At 71.5% G+C, this 19,325-nt stretch carries 16 protein-coding genes; 11 read left to right on the plus strand and 5 right to left on the minus strand.

What is annotated here, in order from left to right; genetic code table 11:
* Window positions 1-64 precede the first annotated feature (64 nt).
* From ABZ374_RS16900 to ABZ374_RS16915, 4 genes are all read left to right on the plus strand, one after another.
* Complete coding sequence (locus tag ABZ374_RS16900) at window positions 65-1,072, plus strand: sugar ABC transporter permease (RefSeq protein ID WP_360311568.1); 1,008 nt, start codon at window positions 65-67, stop codon at window positions 1,070-1,072.
* 3 nt (window positions 1,073-1,075) lie between these two features.
* On the plus strand, window positions 1,076-1,912 hold the full coding sequence (locus ABZ374_RS16905) for a carbohydrate ABC transporter permease (RefSeq protein ID WP_360311570.1): 837 nt from the start codon (window positions 1,076-1,078) through the stop codon (window positions 1,910-1,912).
* Between the two features lie 49 nt (window positions 1,913-1,961).
* The gene (gene ugpC, locus ABZ374_RS16910) at window positions 1,962-3,104 is read left to right on the plus strand and encodes a sn-glycerol-3-phosphate ABC transporter ATP-binding protein UgpC (RefSeq protein ID WP_360311572.1); all 1,143 of its coding nucleotides are present in this window, start codon (window positions 1,962-1,964) and stop codon (window positions 3,102-3,104) included.
* A gap of 139 nt (window positions 3,105-3,243) precedes the next feature.
* Window positions 3,244-5,529 (plus strand): alpha-L-fucosidase, encoded by a 2,286-nt coding sequence (locus ABZ374_RS16915; protein WP_360311574.1) that lies wholly within the window; start codon window positions 3,244-3,246, stop codon window positions 5,527-5,529.
* Between the two features lie 116 nt (window positions 5,530-5,645).
* On the opposite strand, the gene ABZ374_RS16920 is transcribed toward ABZ374_RS16915, so the two are convergent.
* From ABZ374_RS16920 to ABZ374_RS16930, 3 genes are all read right to left on the minus strand, one after another.
* Window positions 5,646-6,590: an aldo/keto reductase gene (locus tag ABZ374_RS16920; RefSeq protein WP_360311576.1), complete on the minus strand. Its 945-nt coding sequence runs from the start codon at window positions 6,588-6,590 to the stop codon at window positions 5,646-5,648.
* A 99-nt stretch (window positions 6,591-6,689) separates the two neighbouring features.
* Complete coding sequence (locus ABZ374_RS16925; protein ID WP_360311578.1) at window positions 6,690-7,478, minus strand: SDR family oxidoreductase; 789 nt, start codon at window positions 7,476-7,478, stop codon at window positions 6,690-6,692.
* Window positions 7,475-8,875, minus strand: a complete 1,401-nt coding sequence (locus tag ABZ374_RS16930; RefSeq protein ID WP_360311580.1) for an L-fuconate dehydratase — start codon at window positions 8,873-8,875, stop codon at window positions 7,475-7,477. Before ABZ374_RS16930 ends, ABZ374_RS16925 begins: the two co-directional genes overlap by 4 nt.
* A gap of 270 nt (window positions 8,876-9,145) precedes the next feature.
* Between ABZ374_RS16930 and ABZ374_RS16935 the strand changes: the two genes are divergently transcribed.
* A complete protein-coding gene (locus ABZ374_RS16935; RefSeq protein ID WP_360311582.1) occupies window positions 9,146-9,985 on the plus strand; it encodes a fumarylacetoacetate hydrolase family protein in 840 nt (279 codons plus the stop codon).
* A 74-nt stretch (window positions 9,986-10,059) separates the two neighbouring features.
* On the opposite strand, the gene ABZ374_RS16940 is transcribed toward ABZ374_RS16935, so the two are convergent.
* A complete protein-coding gene (locus ABZ374_RS16940) occupies window positions 10,060-10,731 on the minus strand; it encodes an FCD domain-containing protein (RefSeq protein WP_360311584.1) in 672 nt (223 codons plus the stop codon).
* Between the two features lie 115 nt (window positions 10,732-10,846).
* Complete coding sequence (locus ABZ374_RS16945; RefSeq protein ID WP_360311586.1) at window positions 10,847-12,238, minus strand: alpha-L-fucosidase; 1,392 nt, start codon at window positions 12,236-12,238, stop codon at window positions 10,847-10,849.
* Between the two features lie 323 nt (window positions 12,239-12,561).
* Between ABZ374_RS16945 and ABZ374_RS16950 the strand changes: the two genes are divergently transcribed.
* The 6 genes from ABZ374_RS16950 (at window position 12,562) to ABZ374_RS16975 (ending at window position 19,227) form a co-directional block, all read left to right on the plus strand.
* Window positions 12,562-12,840: a hypothetical protein gene (locus tag ABZ374_RS16950; RefSeq protein ID WP_360311588.1), complete on the plus strand. Its 279-nt coding sequence runs from the start codon at window positions 12,562-12,564 to the stop codon at window positions 12,838-12,840.
* A 388-nt stretch (window positions 12,841-13,228) separates the two neighbouring features.
* Window positions 13,229-14,173, plus strand: a complete 945-nt coding sequence (locus tag ABZ374_RS16955) for an endonuclease/exonuclease/phosphatase family protein (protein ID WP_360311610.1) — start codon at window positions 13,229-13,231, stop codon at window positions 14,171-14,173.
* A 292-nt stretch (window positions 14,174-14,465) separates the two neighbouring features.
* Entirely contained in the window at window positions 14,466-14,714 is a 249-nt protein-coding gene (locus ABZ374_RS16960) for a hypothetical protein (protein ID WP_360311590.1), read from the plus strand.
* A 327-nt stretch (window positions 14,715-15,041) separates the two neighbouring features.
* Entirely contained in the window at window positions 15,042-15,896 is an 855-nt protein-coding gene (locus ABZ374_RS16965; protein ID WP_360311592.1) for an SAM-dependent methyltransferase, read from the plus strand.
* A gap of 953 nt (window positions 15,897-16,849) precedes the next feature.
* Window positions 16,850-18,148: an ATP-binding protein gene (locus ABZ374_RS16970; RefSeq protein WP_360311594.1), complete on the plus strand. Its 1,299-nt coding sequence runs from the start codon at window positions 16,850-16,852 to the stop codon at window positions 18,146-18,148.
* Window positions 18,145-19,227, plus strand: a complete 1,083-nt coding sequence (locus ABZ374_RS16975; protein ID WP_360311596.1) for a translation initiation factor IF-2 — start codon at window positions 18,145-18,147, stop codon at window positions 19,225-19,227. The genes ABZ374_RS16970 and ABZ374_RS16975 overlap by 4 nt, the downstream gene beginning before the upstream one ends.
* Window positions 19,228-19,325: the final 98 nt, after the last annotated feature.

Raw genomic sequence — 19,325 nt, forward strand, 5'->3', positions numbered from 1 at the left:
GCCTCGACCCCACCTTCGGCAGGCAAGCCGCCCGCACCGCCCCCGATCGGCAAGGACGCCCATCATGACCACCACCGCCCCGGGCCCGGCCGGCACCGCGTCAGCCGGGGCCGGGCCGGCGGCCCCCCGCCGCCTGCCCGGCCTGCGCCGCGCAGGCAAAGCCGGTCGCGCACGCAAAGCCAAGAGGATCGACGGCCCGCAGCAGCGGGGCATGATGCGCACGGCGCTGCTGTTCCTGCTCCCGCTCCTCGCCTTCTATCTGGTGTTCTACGTCTTCGGCTTCGTGTTCCTGGCCCGCACCAGCCTCCAGCGCACCGATCTGTCCTTCATGGACCCGGAGTCGGTCGGCCTGGAGAACTACCGGCTGCTGTTCACCGACGACCGCTTCATCCGGGCGCTGCTGAACAACGTCGTGTTCGCCGCCGCCGCCGTCGCCGGCGCCCTGACCCTCGGCTTCTTCCTGGCCGTCGTGCTGAGCACCGGCATCCGCGGGCGCAAGGTCTTCTACGCGGTCTTCCTGGTGCCCTCGCTGATGCCCGTGGCGCTGATCGCCTCGGTGTTCGGCGGCATGATGGAAAGCCGCTACGGCACCCTCAACGAGACGTTGCGCAGCGCCCACCTGGACTTCCTGGCCGGCCACTGGCTGACCGAACCGGGCCTGGCCTACGCCGTGGTCATCGGCATCTTCGTCTACCTGGTCGGCCTGCCGATCATGTACTACACCGCCGACCTGAGCGCGCTGAACACCTCGCTCCTGGAGGCGGCCGTCCTGGACGGCGCGTCGTTCCCGCAGTTGTTGCGCACGATGTTGTTCCCGCTGATGCGCACCACCCACAAGACGGTGGTGATCTCGATCCTGCTGATGTCCTTCCGCGCCTTCGAGATCGTCTTCTTCTCGACCAAGGGCGGACCGGCCGGCGGCACCGAGATCTCCGGCACGTACGTGTACAACTACGCGACCTCGCCCGGTCCCCGAGTCGGCTACGCGTCGGCCGCCGCCGTGGTCGTCCTGCTGCTCGCGCTCCTGCTGTCCGCGATCCAGCTCCGTTTCAGCAAGAAGTCCGAGGAGTAGACCGTGGCCGAGACCAGCGACGCCATGCGCGTACTCACCGGTCGCAAGCGCGACCGCCGGATCCTCCAGGGCATGCTGCTGCTGATGGGCGCGATCTGGCTCTTCCCGATCTACGCGGCGATCAAGCGGTCGCTCGAAGGCGGCGGCACGGGCAACTACACCGCGCTGTTCACCGATCCGGTCGGCGACGTCACGATCTACGACACCTACCTGAACTCCTTCATCATCGCCGCGTTGCACGCCGCCATCGTGGTCGGCGTCGGCGCGCTCGCCGGATACGCCTTCTCCAAACTGCACTTCCGCGGCAAGGAGGCGCTGTACTACGGCATCGTGTTGTGCCTGGCCGTCCCGGGCACCGCGATCCTGGTGCCGCTGTACTACACGATCCGCGAGGCGGGTCTGTTCGACAACTACCTCGGCGTGGCGCTGCCCGAGGCCGCGCTGACCCTGCCGTTCGCGGTGCTGCTGCTGCGCAACTTCGGCGACAACATCCCCGATTCGCTGATCGAGGCGGCCCGGATGGACCGGGCCGGGCACTGGCAGGTGTTCCGTACGGTGTATCTGCCGCTGTGCCGGCCCGCGCTGGTCAACCTCTCCATCCTGTGCGTGATGTGGTCGCTCCAGGACTTCCTGTTCCCGAGCCTGCTGTTCACCGACGAGAAGTACACGACCGCCGCGAAGGCGGTGCAGTCCTTCCAGCAGTACCTGGCCACCAGCCCGTCGGACATCGGCAAGTACAACGCCTCGCTGGTGCTGCTCGCCGTGCCCGCGCTGCTGCTCGTCGTCTTCGGTCTGCGCTTCATCACCGCGGGCCTGACCAGCGGCGGGGTCAAGGAATGACCGCGCCCGCCTCGACCGCCCACCACCCCTTCTGCACGTTGGAGCACTCATGGCCCAGGTGATGTTGGACCAGGTGTCCAAGACCTACCCGAACGGGCACGTCGCGGTGCACGGCATGGATCTGGACATCGCCGACGGCGAGTTCCTGGTCCTGGTCGGCCCCTCGGGCTGCGGCAAGTCCACCCTGCTGCGGATGATCGCGGGCCTGGAATCGATCACCGGCGGCGAGTTGCGGATCGGCGAGCGGGTCGTCAACGACGTGCACCCGGGCGACCGCGACATCGCGATGGTGTTCCAGAACTACGCGCTCTACCCGCACTACACGGTGGCCCGCAACATCGCCTACCCGCTGCGCCTGGCCAAGCGGCCCAAGGACGAGATCGACCGGCGGGTGCGCGAGGTCGCGGCGATGCTGGAACTGACCGACTACCTCGACCGCAAGCCCGGCCAACTCTCCGGCGGCCAGCGCCAGCGGGTCGCGATGGGCCGAGCCATCATCCGCGACGCCGCGCTGTTCCTGATGGACGAGCCGCTGTCGAACCTGGACGCCAAACTGCGCGTGCAGATGCGCGGCGAGATCGCCCGCCTACAGCGCCGGGTCGGCACCACGATGGTCTACGTGACGCACGATCAGGTCGAGGCGATGACCATGGGCCACCGGGTCGCGGTGCTCAGGGAGGGCCGACTCCAGCAGATCGGCACGCCCGACGAGATCTACCGCGCCCCCGCGAACACCTTCGTCGCGTCGTTCATGGGCACGCCGCCGATGAACCTGGTCGACGCGCACCTGCGCGGTACGCGGACCGGCGCGAAGGCCGGTGCCGGGACCGGCGCCGAGGTGGCCCTCGGCGGCGTGGGCGTGCCGCTGCCCGAGAGCGTCCGGGGCCACGCCGACGGACCGGTCACCGTGGGCGTGCGGCCCGAGCACCTGCTCGACGCGTCGATCCTCGGCGACACCGCGACCCACGTGCGGATCCCGGCGATCGTCGAGTACGTCGAGGCCCTGGGCGCCGAGAAGAACGTCTATGTGACGCTCGGTTCGGCGCGCGGCGACGCGGCCTCGGCCGGTCCGCCGATCGCCTGCCGCTTCCCGGCGGAGAGCACCGTGTCGGCCGACGCGAAGGTCGAACTGGCCCTGGACCCCGCACGGATCCACCTGTTCGACGCCGCGTCCGGGGTTGCCCTGCGCTGACCGCGCCGCCCCACCCCGAACCCGCGACTGCCCGGCCGTACACCCGTACCGCCGGGCAGTCGTGTACGGCGCCGCCGCCTGGCCGCGGCGGCGCCGATCCATCAGCACCCTCCCGGCGACAAGCAAGGAGTCTTGACCGATGTTGAGACGATGGTGCACCATCCTGGCGACCACCGCGGCCATGTGCGCGCCGCTGGTGGTCGTCGCGCCCACCGCCCAGGCGGCGAGCGCCCCACGACCGGCCGAATCGGCGCCGGCCGCCGCACCGGGCGCCGTTCCGCAGGCGGGACAGGTCCCGCTGCCGGTCGACCAGAAGGCGGTCAAGGACAACGTCACGACCCTGATGGGCACGGCCGCCGAGCGCACACCCTCGATGTCCGTGTTCGCCCCCGACACCAGAAAGAACTTCTGGGTCGAGAACTTCAAGACCTCCGATGACTACCTCGCGTGGACGGTCACCGTGCCCAAGGGTGACGTGTACCGGATCACCGGGATGCTCAACGCGGCCCCGGGGCAGACGTTCCGGGTCGGCGTGCGGGGTTCGGCCGCGGCGACCGGCTTCGTGCAGCCGGGTGGCGGCTGGGCGCGCGTGGACGCGGGCAAGCTCACCCTGCCGTCCGGCACGTCCACGATCGTGCTCGACCGCACCGGGACGCTCGCCGGCGACGCGCAGGTCAAGTCGCTCGAACTGGTCCGGGAGAAGGACCGCCCGGCGCGCGAGGCGCGGATCGCCGCCGCGCGGGCGAACACCTCCGACTTCGCGTCGGCGGGCTACGGCCTGATGTTCCAGTACGGCTCGTGGGGCTTCCCGGAGAACGGCGGGCCGGCCAAGTCGCTCGACCGCCAGGCCGCCGACTTCGACGTGCCGGCCTTCGTCAAGATGGTCAAGGGCACCGGCGCGGCCTACGTGATCTGGTCGTACAGCTGGTGGGGTTACCACGTCGACGGCCCCAACGCGGCGATCGACAAGATCGTCGGCAACGGCGACCTGACCGCCCGGCGCGACCTGATCGGCGAGATCGCCGACGCACTGCACGCCGAGGGCCTGGGCTTCACGCTCTACTACCACCTGGGCACCGAGGACGCCGCCTGGTGGCCCACGCAGAAGTTCCCGGACACCTTCTACACCACCGGCACCGGCGACCGCAGCACGCTGCTGACCAACTGGAAGCAGGTCGTCGCGGACATCGGCAACCGCTACGGCACCAGGCTCGACGGCTTCTTCTTCGACGACGGCCTGATCTACTACCCGGCCCCCTTCGAGGAGTTGGAGAAGATCGCGCGCACCGGCAACCCCCGGCGCATGGTCTCCTGGAACTCGTGGATCCTGCCGCGTTACACCGACTTCCAGGACACCTACTTCGCCGAAGAGGTGCACGGCGAAGCGGTCGACGGCAGCGCACCGGTCGGTGGCAACGGCATCTTCCGGTCCGGACCGCAAAAGGGCCTGCTCCAGCACGCGATGTTCCGGATGGAGGACGACTGGGGCATCCACCTGCGCGGCCAGAAGATCGGTGGCCCGAACTTCTCCGCCAAGCAGGCCGTGGACTGGGCGCTCGACGCCGCCTCGCGCAAGGTCCCGCTCAGCTTCAACCTGATGATGTACGAGGACGGCAAGGTCTCCGAGCAGTCGTTGTCGATCCTCAACGAGGTGCGCCAGGCCCTGCGCGGCAACGCCGAACGCATCGACCCCGAGCCGGTGAACCAGGACGACGCCGGCTTCGCGTGGGACGGCGCGTGGCAACACACGAGCAACACGTGGAGCGGTGATCTCGGCGACGACGTGCAGGCGTCGACCGCGAACGGCGGTTCGGTCACCTACACGTTCACCGGCACGGCCGCCGACGTGCTGGGCCCGCGCAACCTGCTGGGCGGCAAGTACGACGTCTACCTCGACGGCGCGCTCGTCCAGCGGCTGGACGGCTTCTCGTGGTGGCCCAAGCCGCAGTCCGTGTTGTACGCGGCGCGCCACCTCGCACCGGGCACGCACACGATCAAGCTGGTCAAGGTGTCCGGCGTGCGGCTCACCATCGACGGCGCCCGGATGGTCGAGGGCCCGGCGGCGCTCAACGACACCGATTCGGCCGTCGCCTACCAGGGCGCCTGGACCCACTCCGGCAATCGCGGCGCCGGCGACCACGGCGACGACGTCACGTGGAGCTCGACGAACGGCGACTCGGTCACGATCACCTTCACCGGCAGCGCCGTCGACGTACTGGCCCCGATGGGCGACGGCTACGCAACCGCCGACGTCGCCCTGGACGGCGTCGCGGTCGGCACCGCCACCACCGACAACGGCGGCTCCTACGCGGCCCGCCAGAAGGTCTATTCGGCCCGATTCCCCACCTCGGGCCCGCACACCGTGACCCTCACCAAGACCGGCGGCAGCTACCTCCAGTTCGACGCGGCCTACGTCACCAAGTAGCCCCACACGCGAGACGACGACACAACAGCCGTACGGCACACCGAAAAGGGCCCGTTTCCCCGGTGGGGAAACGGGCCCGTCGGCTCGCCCTGCCCCAGTGCGGGGCGAGTCGGTTCTCAGCCGGCGGCGGCGAGTTCGGCCCACAGGGCCGCCGGGACGTGCCACTCGCCCATCTCGGCCGCGTCGGTTGCCTCGGCCGGGGTGCGGGCGCCGACCAGGACGGTGGCGACCGCGGGGTGGGCGGCGGCGAAGCCGATCGCGGCGGCCCGGAGCGGGACGTCGTATCCGGCGCAGATCTCCTTCAGCCGCAGGGCCCGCGCGAGCAGGTCGGCGTCGGCCGGTGCGTAGTCGAAGTGCGCGCCCGGGCGTGGGTCGGCGAGCAACCCGCTGTTGTACACGCCACCCGCCAGCACCGAGACGCCGCGCTCGGCGCAGTGGTCGAGCAACGCCGCGCCGCCGCGATCGAGCAGGGTGTATCGGCCGGCGAGCAGCACGCAGTCCACATCGGTTTCGGCGACGAAACGATCGAGCATCGCGGACTGGTTCATCCCGACCCCGATCGCACCCACGACGCCCTGCTCGCGCAGTGCCACCAGCGCGGGTACCGCCTCGTGCGCGGCCTGTTCCCAGTGTTCGTCGGGGTCGTGCACAAGCGCGATGTCGATCCGGTCCAACCCCAGGCGTTCCAGGCTGGCTTCGAGGCTGCGCCGCACACCGTCCGCGGAGTAGTCGCGCACGCGTCGCCGGCGCGGCGTGTCGACGAACCCGTCCGCGGCGGTGGGCGCGCCCGGGTCGTCGACGAGCAGCCGGCCGACCTTGGTCGAGATCGTGTAGGCGTCGCGCGGACGCCCGCGCAGCGCGGCCCCGAGCCGGGTCTCGGCCAGGCCCACCCCGTAGTGCGGCGCGACGTCGAAGCAGCGGATCCCGGCGGCCCACGCCGCCTCGACGGTCGCGTGCGCCAGGGCGTCGCTCGTCGCGGTGTACAGGTTGCCGAACGCCGCCGCCCCGAGCCCGATCGAGCCGGCGACCACGTGCGTTGTGCCGATGCGGTTGGTGTCCACGAACGATGCTCCCTTTGCCTTGCTGAAGAACGACCGAGGAGTCGAGGGCGCGCACGATGCGTGCGCCGCCCTCGACTCCAGGATCCGGTCCCGATCGGGTTATTCCGGCCGCAGCCGCAGACCCTGCATGCCGCCGTCGACGGCGAGCGAGGCGCCGGTGGTGGAGGCGGCCAGCGGGCTCGCCAGCGAGCAGATCGCGAAGGCGACCTCGTCGGCGGCGACGAGCCGTCCCATCGGCTGGCGGGCGTCCAGGGCCGCCCGCTCGCGCGCGGGGTCGTCGGCGGCATCCAACAGCCGGCCGACCCACGGGGTGTCGGCGGTACCGGGGTTGACGCAGTTCACCCGGATGCCCTCGCGGACGTGGTCGGCCGCCATCGCCAGGGTCAGCGCGAGCACCGCGCCCTTGGAGGCGGAGTAGAGCGCGCGTTGCGGCAGGCCCGCGGTCGCGGCTATCGAGCAGGTGTTGACGATCGCCGCGTGCGCCGACGCGCGCAGGTGCGGCAGCGCGGCGCGGGTGACGCGGACCAGGCCGACCACGTTGACGTCCAACACCCGATGCCACTCGGCGTCCGCGTTGTCGGCCACCGTGCCGGCCGCGCCTATCCCGGCGTTGTTGACCAGGATGTCCAGGCCGCCGAGCCGCGCGACCGCGTCGCGCACGGCCGCGCCGACCGAGGCGTCGTCGGTGACGTCCGCGGTGAACGAGATCAGTTCGGGGCCGCCGGCCAGGGCGGCCGGGTCCCGGTCGAGCACGGCCACGGTCGCGCCCCGGGCGGTCAACATCCGGGCGGTGGCCAGCCCGATGCCGGACGCGCCGCCGGTGACCAGGGCACGAAGGCCGGCGAAGTCTCCCGCGGCCGGCGTGCGGGTTGCGGACGGGATGCTCATGCGGAGACCTCCACGACGGGCGCCTGTGCGGCGCGATCGGCCACCCAGAACTCGCCGTCCGGGTAGCGGAATCGGGCGATCGAGGCGGGATGCATGGTGGACGAGAAGCCGGGCGCGGACGGCGCCCGGTAGTTCCCGTCGGTGATCACGACCGGGTCGAGGAAGTGCTCGTGCAGGTGGTCGACGTACTCGATCACCCGGTCCTCGATCCGGCCGCTGACCGCGACGTAGTCGAACATGGACAGATGCTGGACCAGTTCGCACAGGCCCACGCCGCCGGCGTGCGGGCACACCGGGACACCGAACTTGGCGGCCAGCAGCAGGATCGCGATGTTCTCGTTGACGCCGCCGACCCGGCACGCGTCGATCTGGACGAAGTCGATCGCCTCGGCCTGGAGCAACTGCTTGAAAACGATCCGGTTCTGCACGTGCTCGCCGGTGGCGACCTTGATCGGGCTGATCCCCCGGCGGATCGCCGCGTGCCCCAACACCTCGTCCGGGCTGGTGGGTTCCTCGATCCAGTGCGGGTCGAACGGGGCCAGCGAGCGCATCCATCCGATCGCCTCGGGCACGTCCCAGCGCTGGTTGGCGTCCACCGCGATCCGGATGTCGGGGCCGACGCTCTCCCGGGCGATCCGACAGCGCCGGACGTCGTCGGCCCGGTCGGCGCCGACCTTGAGCTTGATCTGGGTGAAGCCCTCGGCGACCGCCTCGCGGCACAACCGGGCGAGCTTTTCGTCGTCGTAGCCCAGCCACCCGGGCGAGGTCGTGTACGCGGGATACCCGCCGTCGCACAGCGTCTCGGCCCGCTCGGCCCGCCCCGGCTCGGCGCGGCGCAGAATCGCCAGCGCGTCCTCGCGGGTGAGCGCGTCGCCGAGGTAGCGGAAGTCGACCAGGTCGACGATCTCCTCCGGCGTCAGCTCGGCGAGCAGTCGCCACAGCGGCTTGCCGGCGCGTTTGGCCCGCAGATCCCACGCGGCGTTGACCACCGCGGCGATGGCCATGTGCATGATGCCCTTCTCCGGGCCCAGCCAGCGGAACTGGCTGTCGCCGACCAGGGATCGGGAGAACGCGCCCAGGTCGTCCAGCAGTTCGTCCAGCGGCCGGCCGACCACGTGGGCGCGCAGCGCGTCGATCGCGGCGACCTGCACATCGTTGCCGCGCCCGATGGTGAACGCGAAGCCGTGTCCCTCGTGCCCGTCGGCGTCGTCGGTGCGCAGCACGACGTAGGCGGCCGAGTAGTCCGGGTCCGGGTTCATCGCGTCGGAGCCGTCGAGTTCCCGGGAGGTCGGGAAACGGATGTCCGTGGTCACCAGTTCGGTGACGACGGCGGCCGGGGTCGTGGGCCGTTCGGGTCGGGCGGGCCGGCTCACGCCGTTCGGATGCTGCGGGGTCACGTGTGGCTCCTCGGTTGTCGGCCGTGCGGCCCGGCCGCCGCGAACGGGGTGGGTTCCCGGTGGCGGGATGTCCGGGATGGGCGGGGCCCTGGCACCCCAGACATCCGATGTATACCGTGACCGCCCCGCATACGTCCAGCATTCGTCCGACCAATATCCCAGTCAGTGATCGAAGTCAGCACAATCGACTTGTTTCGGCCCTCCATTATGGCCTATACATCGGATGACTGATTCGATGTACGCAAGACCCGATCACCCGAGGAGACCGTTGTGAAGCTGGTCCGTATAGGCGAGCCCGGTCGGGAACGCCCGGCCGTCCTGGATGCCGACGGGATCCCGCGCGACCTGTCCGGCGTGGTCGAGGACATCGACGCCGCGCTGCTCGCGGACCTGTCCGTGCTGCCCGACCCGGCGACCCTGCCACTCCTGGACGCGACCGGGCTGCGCTACGGCCCGCCGCTGGCCCGACCCGGGAAGATCGTGTGCGTGGGGCTGAACTACCACGACCACGCGCGCGAGACCGACGCCGCGATACCCGCCGAGCCGATCGTGTTCATGAAGGCCCCGGACACCGTGGTCGGCCCCGACGACACGGTCCTGGTGCCGCGCGCGTCGCTGGCCACCGACTGGGAGGTCGAACTCGCGATCGTGATCGGCCGCACCGCCGCATATCTGACCGCCGATCAGAACCCGTTGGACCACGTGGCCGGGTACACGATCAGCCACGACGTCTCCGAGCGCGACTTCCAGTTGCACCGAGGCGGCCAGTGGGACAAGGGCAAGAACTGCGCGACCTTCAACCCGCTCGGCCCGTGGCTGGTCACCGCCGACGAGGTGCCCGACCCGCAGGCGCTCGCGCTGACCCTCAGCGTCAACGGCACGCTCCGCCAGGACGGCAACACGGCCGAGATGATCTTCCCGGTGGCGTTCCTGGTCTCGTACCTGTCGCAGTTCATGACGCTGTATCCGGGCGACGTGATCAACACCGGCACCCCCGCCGGCGTCGCCCTCGGGCAGCCCGATCCCAAGCCGTACCTGCGCGCCGGCGACACCGTCGAGCTGGCCATCACCGGGCTCGGCGTCCAGCGACAGACCTTCGCCGACGCCTGACCCGTCCGGCGGTCCGGCCGGCGCACCCGGGTCGAGGTCCGACGCACGGGAGGGCCGGCCCGACCGACGGCGGGTCAGGCCACCTTGCGCAGCCACTGCTCGACACCCGCGATGTGCGCCGTCGACCACGACCGCGCGGCCTCCGCGTCGCCGCTCTCCAGCGCGTCCACGATCGCCTGGTGCTCGCGCACCGTGCGCTCCCACGAGTCGCTCTGGGTCAGACCGCGCCAGACCCGGGCGCGCATCGTGGGACTGGAGAGCGAGTCCAGCAGCGAACACAGCACGAGATTGCCGCTGAAGCCCGCGATCGCCTGATGGAAGCGCAGATCCTGCTCGATGAGCTGCTCGGGCGTCGGTTGCGGCTCGTCGACCTGCGCAAGGCCGCGCAGCTCGGCGATCCCGGCCGCGTCGATCCGGGCCGCGGCCAGCGCGGTGGCGGCCGGCTCCAGGATGCGTCGCACCTGGAGGAAGTCGAGCACGCTCTTGTCGTGGTGGAAGTCCACGACGAAGGCGATCGCGCCCATCAGCAGACCCGGCTCCAGACTCGTCACGTAGGTGCCGTCGCCCTGCCGGACGTCCAGGATCTGGATCAGCGACAACGCCTTGACCGCCTCGCGCAGCGAATTGCGCGAAAGTCCCAGCTTGGTGGCCAGATCCGCCTCTTTGGGAAGCTTGTCGCCGGGCCGAAGCTCCCCGGAGACGATCATCTCCTTGATCCTGTCGATGGCCTCGTCCGTCACAGCCATGCCGATGATCCTTCCAGAGGTCCGATGACTTCCAGTATGACGGGCCGGCCAACAAGAAGACAGGCCGGTCGGGTCGCCGCCCGCCGGCCGGTCCGCTCGTCCGTTCCGACCGCGGTCACCGCGGGTCGGGCGCCGGGCTGATCCGGAGCACCGTCGGCTCCGGCACGCCGGGCCGAACGGGCGGCACCGGCAAGCCTGCCAGGCCCGTCACGGTGCCCACGGTGCCGTCCCCACCGAGCCACACACACTCGGCGTGCGTGGCGCCGGCAAGCCGCGGGGGCGCCGAGACACCGGCACTCGGGCGGTCCAGGAAGGTCGCGTACAGGTCGCCGTCCCGCTCGGTGTAGCGCACCCGCAGACCCTCAGCCGTCCGATCTTCCGCCACCCGCCAGGAGCGGCTCCCGTACACCGCGTCACCGTTGACCGCGAGCCAGGCCCCCAACTCGCGCAGCGCCGCGTCCTGTTCCGGCGAGATTCGACCGGTCGCGTCCGGACCGATGCCCAGGAGCAGGTTTCCGCCCTTGCTCACCACGTCCATCAACAGTTCGACCAGGTCCGGCCCCGACGTGGTCCACGACGCGTCCTCCTGGCGGTTGTAGCCGAAGGACAGTCCGACGCCGCGCACGGTCTCCCACTTGCCGCCGCCCGACGTGGCGCGGGTCGCGTACTCGGGCGTCAGGAAGTCGGGGGTGCCCGCGTAGAAGCGCTCGTTGACCACGCCGTCCGGGACGGCCTCGCGGTAGTGCGCGAAGAGCTTCTCCGGCTCGGCGGCCGACGGATAGCCGATGTCGTTCCACAACACGGCCGGCCGGTAGCGCTCGATCAGTTCGCGCCAGTGCGCGTCGGCGTAGCCGGCGTACTCCGGCGAGTCCGGTACGGCGCGGGCCACGTCGTCGGCGCGCAGGATCGGCAGGTTGGCGAAGGTCCAGTCGATGCCGCCGGAGTAGTAGATCCCGAAGCGCATCCCGCGGGCCTCGGCGGCGTCCCGGAACTCGCCGAGCACGTCCCGCTCCAGGGCCCAGTCGGGTCGGTGCGGGTTGGGGGTGCGGCTGGGCCACATCAGGAAACCGTCGTGGTGCTTGGCGAGCGGGACGACGTATCGGGCGCCGGCCGCCGCACACAACTGCGCCCACGGCTCGGGCGACCACTGCTCGACGGCCGCGGCGAAGTCGTCGCGGAAGTCGGCGTAGGTCCGGTCGCCGTAGGTCTCCCGGTGGTGGTGCCAGGTGGGACTGCCCGGCACGGACACCGAGTTCTGGTACCACTCGCTGTAGCTCGTGGTCACGATCGGATCGAACCCGTCCGCGTCCGCCTCGGCGTGGTAGGAGCGATCCCGGTCCGCCCCCTCGCCGTGCTCGGCGAGCAACCGGACCAGCCGATCGTCCAGCGGCGCCCACGCCGGCACCGAGTACAACCCCCACGTGATCATCACGCCGAGCTTGGCATCGTCGAACCAACCGGGGAGCGGGCGAACGGGATCGTCGTGACCGGGGGTCGATGCAGACATGCGAATCCTTGGGCAGGGACGGAGCAGCCGGGAAAGGTAGGATCAATATTCCTGGTTCTGGCGCCCGTGACAAGGGTGCCCTCCGGGAAATACGCCGATAGCGGCCATACCGCCGGAAGATAGATCGGCTCTCTCGGCATGGATCGCCGCCGCAGTCCCGTCTCGCCGACACCCGAGGGCGGGACCGGGGGCGCGGTCGGGGGCGGAGCACCGGCACCGGAAGGCACGGAGTGTGACCCGGGTCACACAATCCGTGTCATACCGAAGGTCGTCACCGAACGTGTACGGGATGTCCGCATTTCGCACACCGAAGGGACTCCATCATGCGCCTCCGCAACTTCGTCCTCGGTCTTGCCACCGGCAGCGCCGTCCTGGCCGGCACCGTGCTGGGCGCGGCGCCCGCCCAGGCGGCTCCGGCGACGGTCGCCTGCACGCATCCGTGCCACCCGCCGGCCAGCCCGGGCTACACCTACATCACCGACTACTACTGGGCCAGCGCCTGCAACGACACCGGCAACCAGGGCATCAACGCCCACCGCTGGTCCGCCTACCAGTGCACGGGCGGCGGCCAGTTCGAGAACTACGAACTGTGGGTGAAGTAGCCGGCCCGGACCGGGCGGCCGGCCATGGCCCCCGGCCGTGGCGCCGCCCTCGGTGTCGTTCCCGCCGACAACTTGTCGGCGGGAACGACACACCCCACCCCGCGTGCGTCCGGCGGCGCGCGATCCACCGGCTGCGCTCCGGAGCGCGCACGCAGTGGGTCGCGGCGGGGATGTCCGGACCGGGCGGATGCCCGCAACGCGGCCGGGCGGTGGGCCTGTTGCCCCGGCCCGCATCCGAGGCCACCGCCCACCCGTCCCCGACCGCGCCGACGGGTGCGGACGTCCCCGAGGCTTAGGCCGAATGCCGCCGCGCGCTTACGCACATGCGGTATGGGCCGAAACACTGGACGGGTCCACTCCCAGACATCGTCAGGAGCAGCTCGTGAGGGTGACCATCGGCACGTGGAATCTGGAGAACCTCTTTCGCCCCGGCGAGCCGGGCGGACCCAAGGACGATCCCGCCTACCGGGTGAAGTTGGCCGCGTTGGCCGCGACGATCACCGAACTGGAGCCCGATCTGCTCGGCATCCAGGAGGTCGGCAATCCCGACGCCCTCGCCGACCTGGTGGCGTTGCTCGACGGCCAGTGGCACACCGCGCTGTCCGCCCACCCGGACGTGCGCGGCATCCGGGTCGGCTTCCTCGCGCGCAAGCCGCTCACCACCATCGCCGACGTCACCGCGTTCCCGGCCCAGTTCGAACCCCTCCAGAGCCAGGACACCGGCGTGCCGATCAGCGTCATGGGGCGCGGCGGCCTCGCCGTCACCCTCGAACCGGTACCCGGCCACACCCTCACCGCCGCCGTCTGCCACCTGAAGTCCAAGCTGCTCACCTATCCCGGCGAACGGCACGCGCCGCGCAACGAGGGAGAGCGCGCCCGTTACGCCGCCTACGCGTTGTGGCGTCGCGGCGCCGAGGCCGTCACGATGCGCGCCCTCGCCGATCGACTGCTCGCCGACGACGGCCGCACGCACGACGTCGTCCTGATGGGTGACCTCAACGACCAACCGCAGGCCGCCACCACCCAGATCCTCCTCGGCCCGCCCGGATCGCAGATCGGCACCGGCGGCTTCGACCACCCGGACCAAGGCGACGCATCCCGACTGTGGAACCTGGCCCCGCTGATCCCCGAAGACCAGCGCTTCTCCCGCGTCTTCGAGGGCCAGGGCGAGCTCATCGACCACCTCCTGGTCAGCCACGCGCTCCTGGCGCGCGTCGACAGCGTCGGCACCGGAACCGGCCGACCGCTGCCCTCCGTCACCGACCACCCCGGCGAACGCCGGGACAAGCCCGGCTCCGACCACGCACCCGTGGTCGCCCACCTCACCTACTGAAATCGGCACGGCCGCGCCCGACGTCGCCGAACTCGACCCGATTGGCACAGCGCGACCGATCCGGGTCGGCCGGGACGCCGCCGCCGACCGCGAACCCGCAGGTGCCGGCCCTGAGCGGCCTCCATCGCCGAGCCCCCGCGCAGCGGTTCACCCCCTGCGGGTCCGGCGAAACCCGAGGTGGGCGGCGCCCGGGCGACACCGCCGTTCGAGTGATCGGCGGTCGGCCGGCCGACTCGCCGCCCGCGCCCGTGATACCTCTGGAACGGCCTTTCCGGTCGGAGAAGGAGGATTCATGTCCGACACCATCCGTCCCGATGTCGATGCCCCGCCGGCGACCCGGGATTCCCGACTGACCGTGACCGTGTACCGGGTCGACCCGCACGGCACCCGGCTGATCCGGGGCTCCCGGGTCCACCACGGGACTCCCCCGTCGATGCTCGCCTTCCCCGAAGAACCCCGCTGCCGCTGTTCCGCGACCTGTCACTACCCGCACCCCGACGACGCGGCGCCACCCGACCCGCCCGACCCGTCCGAGCCGTAGCGCGGAACCGTCGCCGGGACGGCTGTGTGGCCACTCCCCGACGGTTGTGGCAATCAGCCTTGCGGACACCGCCGTCCCGTCGACGCGCCCGGCTCGCGACCACCCTCCGGGCCGATCGCGCTCGATCTCGCGTTCCGCCGACGTGCCGACGGGGAACCGGAGATCCCCGCCGCTGCCGCGCTCATGCTCCACCGCGGCGAGTTCGCGCCGCTCCCGGCCGTCCGAGCCGGCTCGCGGTGCCCGATCGTGTCGCGTGTAGCGGGTGGTGCGAGGATGCACAGCACATGTTTCTGTGAGAATCGTGTGACGCGACGGGATGAGAGTGACATGGACGCGAACCGGCCCACGCCTGCGCCGATCGAGCCGAGCGAATCGACCGGCCCGGGCGGGTCGAAGGGGTCCGGCGAACCGGAGTTCGTGATCGACACGACCACGCCGCACTCGGCGCGGATGTGGAACTTCTGGCTCGGCGGCAAGGACAACTACCCGATCGACCGGGCCCTGGGTGGGCAGTTACAGGAATCGTTCCCGCAGATCGTCGACATCGCCCGCGCCTCCCGGCGCTTCCAGGCGCGCGCCGTGCGCCATCTGGCGGGGACCGCCGGAATCCGGCAATTCCTGGACCTGGGCACGGGGTTGCCCACCGCGGACGCCACCCACGAGGTGGCCCAGCAGGTCGCTCCGCAGGCACGCATCGTCTACGTGGACAACGACCCGATCGTGCTCGCCCACGCCCGCGCGCTGTTGGGCGGTCGACCCGAGGGGGCCACCGCGTACGTGCCGGCCGACCTCACCGACACCGAGACCGTGTTGCGCGAGGCCGCCCGGACGCTCGACCTGGATCGACCGGTCGCGCTGATGCTGCTCTCCACCCTGGGCCACGTCACCGACGACGCCCGGGCCGCCGCCCTGTTGCGCGGTTACCTGGACGCGTTCCCCGCAGGCAGCCACCTGGTCCTGTGCGACACCATCGAAACGCCGCTGACCCGCGCCGCGTCGGACGAGTACGCCGAGGGCGGCGCCCTCCCGTACGTCTCGCGTCCCGCCGAGGTGCTGCGCTCCTTCGCCGACGGCCTGGAACTGCTCGAACCGGGCTTCGGTTCGATCAGCCTGTGGCGCCCTGACGAGCCGCTCACCACCGAACCGGTCGATCAGTGGGGTTTCGTCGCGGTCAAACGCTGATCCTCCGCGTTATCCGCCGTCCGGGTGAGCCGGGTCGGCCGCGCCGCCGCACGGCGACGTGCACGTTGCGGTATTCGGGCTCGGCCTTCCCGGGCGGACAACTCGGCCCGGGAAGGCCGACGGCGTCGACGCGAATCCTCATCGGGCCGTGATCGCCCGGTCCGGTCATCCCCGCGGCGGCCCGCCACGCCGGGCGGAGCGTCGACCCGCGAACGGCAAGTCCGGTGCCACGCCCGAGAGTTCGCCGATCGCGTGGGTGCAGCGTTCGGTCACGCCCATGCATCGTGGGCAGAACATCTCACGCCGCCGTCGGCCTTCGCCGATGTCGTCGAGTCCGTGGTCCGGCTCGGCACCGTGCCGCACCGGCCGTCTGCGGCCCGGGGCCGGCCCGCCGGCACTCGGCGTGTTCGCGGCCGTTGTCGTCCTGCGCATGTTCGCTCCATCCGAAATGATCCGTCGCCTTCACCAGGAAAACCGCCGGCAACACTTCGCGCATGCCCGGGAACCGGCCCGGCGCGCCGCCACGCCCACCCGACAGCCGAAGAACCCGGCCCCGACCATGGGGCCGCGCGGGTGAACCCGCGTCGCCGGCCCGGCCGCACCCGGGCCGATCGCGCACCGGGCACGCGTCAGCGGACGGGGGACCTCGTCCGGCCGCGCCCCCGCCCGGTGCCGACCGGCTCGGTCGCCTCCAACGTGCGGCCGTCCCGGTGTACCGCGAGGCGACGCAGCACCCGTTCGTCAGCGGTCGGGCGTTCCGGCACAAGTACCCGGACCGGGCGCCGGCGTACGTCGCCGACCACCCGGGGGTGGCTCGCGACGAGCGACGAGATCGCCGAGTGCCATGCCCGCATCACCGCGCGGAAGGCGGCATGGCCCCGGGCCGGTCCCCCCGGGCTCCCCGCCGGTACCCGCCGGCGGGGAGGGCGCCGGGTGATCGTAATCTTGCGCCCATGCCCGAAGAGCGTCCCCACTCCCCGGAACCATCGGCGGCGGCGGACTCTCCGCTGATCCGCAGTCTGCGCACGGCCGTCGAGGCGGCGCCGCACGAACTGCCGCTGCGCCTGCACCTCGCGCAGTTGTTGATCGAGGCCGGCAACCCGGACGCCGCCGTCGCGGAGGTGGCCGCCGTCCTCGGGCGGGCGCCGGGCGATCCGCAGGCGCGGGCACTGATGGCTCGGGCGATGGCCGCCCCCGCGTCGCCGCCGGTCGCCGAACCGGGCCCCCGGGCGGGCGGGTTCGACTGGGCCGCGGCCGAGCACGAGGTGGAGGGGGTGCTGCCACCCCGGTTCGTCGCACGATCGGACGAGGGCCGCGACGGGCCCGAAGCGCCCGTGGCGGCCGACGGCGGCGATCCGGGCGCGGCGGGCGCGTGGGACGTGCAGACGCCGGGGTCGCTGCGCCTTGCCGACGTCGGCGGGATGCAGGAGGTCAAGGATCGGCTGGAGGCCGCGTTCCTGGCCCCGATGCGCAATCCCGAGTTGCGCAGGCTGTACGGGAAGAGCCTGCGCGGGGGGCTGCTGCTGTACGGGCCGCCCGGCTGCGGGAAGACCTTCATCGCCCGCGCCGTGGCCGGCGAACTCGGCGCCGACTTCGTCTCGGTGTCCGTCAACGACGTGCTGGACATGTGGCTGGGCAACTCCGAGCGCAACATGCACGAGGTGTTCGCCACCGCCCGCCGCCGGGCGCCGTGCGTGGTCTTCCTCGACGAGTTGGACGCACTCGGCGCCAAGCGCAGCCGTACCGCGCACGGCGGGATGCGTACCACCGTCAATCAACTGCTCACCGAGTTGGACGGGGTCGGCGACGACAACGAGGGCGTGTTCGTGCTCGCCGCGACCAACGTGCCCTGGGACGTGGATCTGGCGCTGCGCCGCCCGGGCCGACTGGACCGCACCCTGCTCGTGTTGCCGCCGGACCGTCCGGCCCGCGAGGCGATCCTGCGCTACCACCTGCGCGAGCGGCCCATCGCCTCGATCGACCTGGGCAAACTGGTCCGGATCACCGACGGGTTCTCCGGCGCGGATCTGGCGCACGTGTGCGAAAGCGCTGCCGAGGCCGCGCTGTTGGACTCCGTGCGCACCGGTTCGGTCCGGATGATCGACACTCGTGATCTGCTGGCGGCGGCGAAGGCGATCCGCCCGTCCACCGAGGCGTGGTTCGCGACCGCGCGCAACGTCGCGATGTTCGCCAACGAGGGCGGCACATACGACGACCTGCTCACCTACCTGAGGAAGACCGGAAAGTTGTGAGCGAACATCCGTTGTCCGCGCGGGCGCACGCGCTGATGCAGTTGGATCGGCACGAGGAGGCGGGCGAACTCCTCGCCCGGCGTGTCGCCGAGGACCCCGCCGACGCCCGGGCCTGGGTCCGACTCGCCTACGTACACCTCAATCTCGGGCACGACGAGGAGGTCGTGGCCGCGAGCGACGCCGCGTTGGCGGTCGCGCCGGACGACTACGAGGCGCTCCTGGTGCGCGTGTACGGTCTGCGCAAGTTGTGCCGCGGCGAGGAGGCGGAGGCCGCGGCGCGGGCCGCGATCGCCATCGCGCCCGACCTGTGGCAGGCGTACGCGGCGCTGTCCGAGGCGCTGAACTCGTGGCAGCCGCGCTGGCCCGAGGCGTTCGAGGCGGCCGGTACCGCGGTGCGGCTGGGGCCGGAGGCGGTCGGGGCGCATCGGGCGCTGTGGAAGGCGTCCCTGCTGGTCGGTCGAAACGACGTACGCGCGCAGGCGGTTCGCGAGGTTCTGCGGATCGACCCGCACAACGCCTGGGCCCTGAACGAACTCGCCGACCAGGCCGCGTATGCCGCCGCGCAACCGTCCCTGCTCGGCGCCGGGGCCAAACTGCCGGCCGCCGCCGATGCCGCCGCGACCGCGCTCGCCGCCGATCCCACCTCCGAACGGCTGCGCGCGGACGTGGACGCGGCCGTCTTCCGGATGTTGCGCGGCACCCGCTGGATCGCCTTGTCGTGCCTGGTGATCGCGGCGCTGGCCGGCCGGGTCTTCCCGACCGGGGACGACCCCACCGCGCTGCCCGCTCCGCTCGGCATCCGGCTCTGGGCGCTGACCCTGATGGGCATCGCGTGGGGCCTGGGTGCGTGGCGCCGCTACCGGCGGTTGCGCACCGGGGTCAGGCTGAGCATGTGGTCGCTGATCCGGCGGGTCGGCTGGGCGCGTCTGGTCCTGGGCCAGACCGCGTGGTGCACCCTGATCGCGGTACTGATCGTGACGATCCCGTGGACCGGCCGACTCGTGCCCCAAGTCCTCTTCTGGGCAACCCTGGTCCCGATCCTGCTCACCATCCGCCTGGAACGCGCCGCCACCCGCTGAGCGTCGCCGGTCGTTTCCGGTTTCGTGTCGAGAAGCCGACCGGCGGCCGGTCCCCGGGATCGTCACGATCAGTACCGCGATCAGGGTGCACCACGCGG

Source organism: Embleya sp. NPDC005971, assembly GCF_040629175.1.
Taxonomy (GTDB): domain Bacteria; phylum Actinomycetota; class Actinomycetes; order Streptomycetales; family Streptomycetaceae; genus Embleya.

Coding starts and splice junctions, on each gene's coding strand:
- ABZ374_RS16960 (WP_360311590.1), top strand. CDS start 14,466: ATGTCCGACACCATCCGTCCCGATGTCGATGCCCCGCCGGCGACCCGG.
- ABZ374_RS16915 (WP_360311574.1), top strand. CDS start 3,244: ATGTTGAGACGATGGTGCACCATCCTGGCGACCACCGCGGCCATGTGC.
- ABZ374_RS16950 (WP_360311588.1), top strand. CDS start 12,562: ATGCGCCTCCGCAACTTCGTCCTCGGTCTTGCCACCGGCAGCGCCGTC.
- ugpC (WP_360311572.1), top strand. CDS start 1,962: ATGGCCCAGGTGATGTTGGACCAGGTGTCCAAGACCTACCCGAACGGG.
- ABZ374_RS16925 (WP_360311578.1), bottom strand. CDS start 7,478: ATGAGCATCCCGTCCGCAACCCGCACGCCGGCCGCGGGAGACTTCGCC.
- ABZ374_RS16970 (WP_360311594.1), top strand. CDS start 16,850: ATGCCCGAAGAGCGTCCCCACTCCCCGGAACCATCGGCGGCGGCGGAC.
- ABZ374_RS16965 (WP_360311592.1), top strand. CDS start 15,042: ATGGACGCGAACCGGCCCACGCCTGCGCCGATCGAGCCGAGCGAATCG.
- ABZ374_RS16900 (WP_360311568.1), top strand. CDS start 65: ATGACCACCACCGCCCCGGGCCCGGCCGGCACCGCGTCAGCCGGGGCC.
- ABZ374_RS16940 (WP_360311584.1), bottom strand. CDS start 10,731: ATGGCTGTGACGGACGAGGCCATCGACAGGATCAAGGAGATGATCGTC.
- ABZ374_RS16945 (WP_360311586.1), bottom strand. CDS start 12,238: ATGTCTGCATCGACCCCCGGTCACGACGATCCCGTTCGCCCGCTCCCC.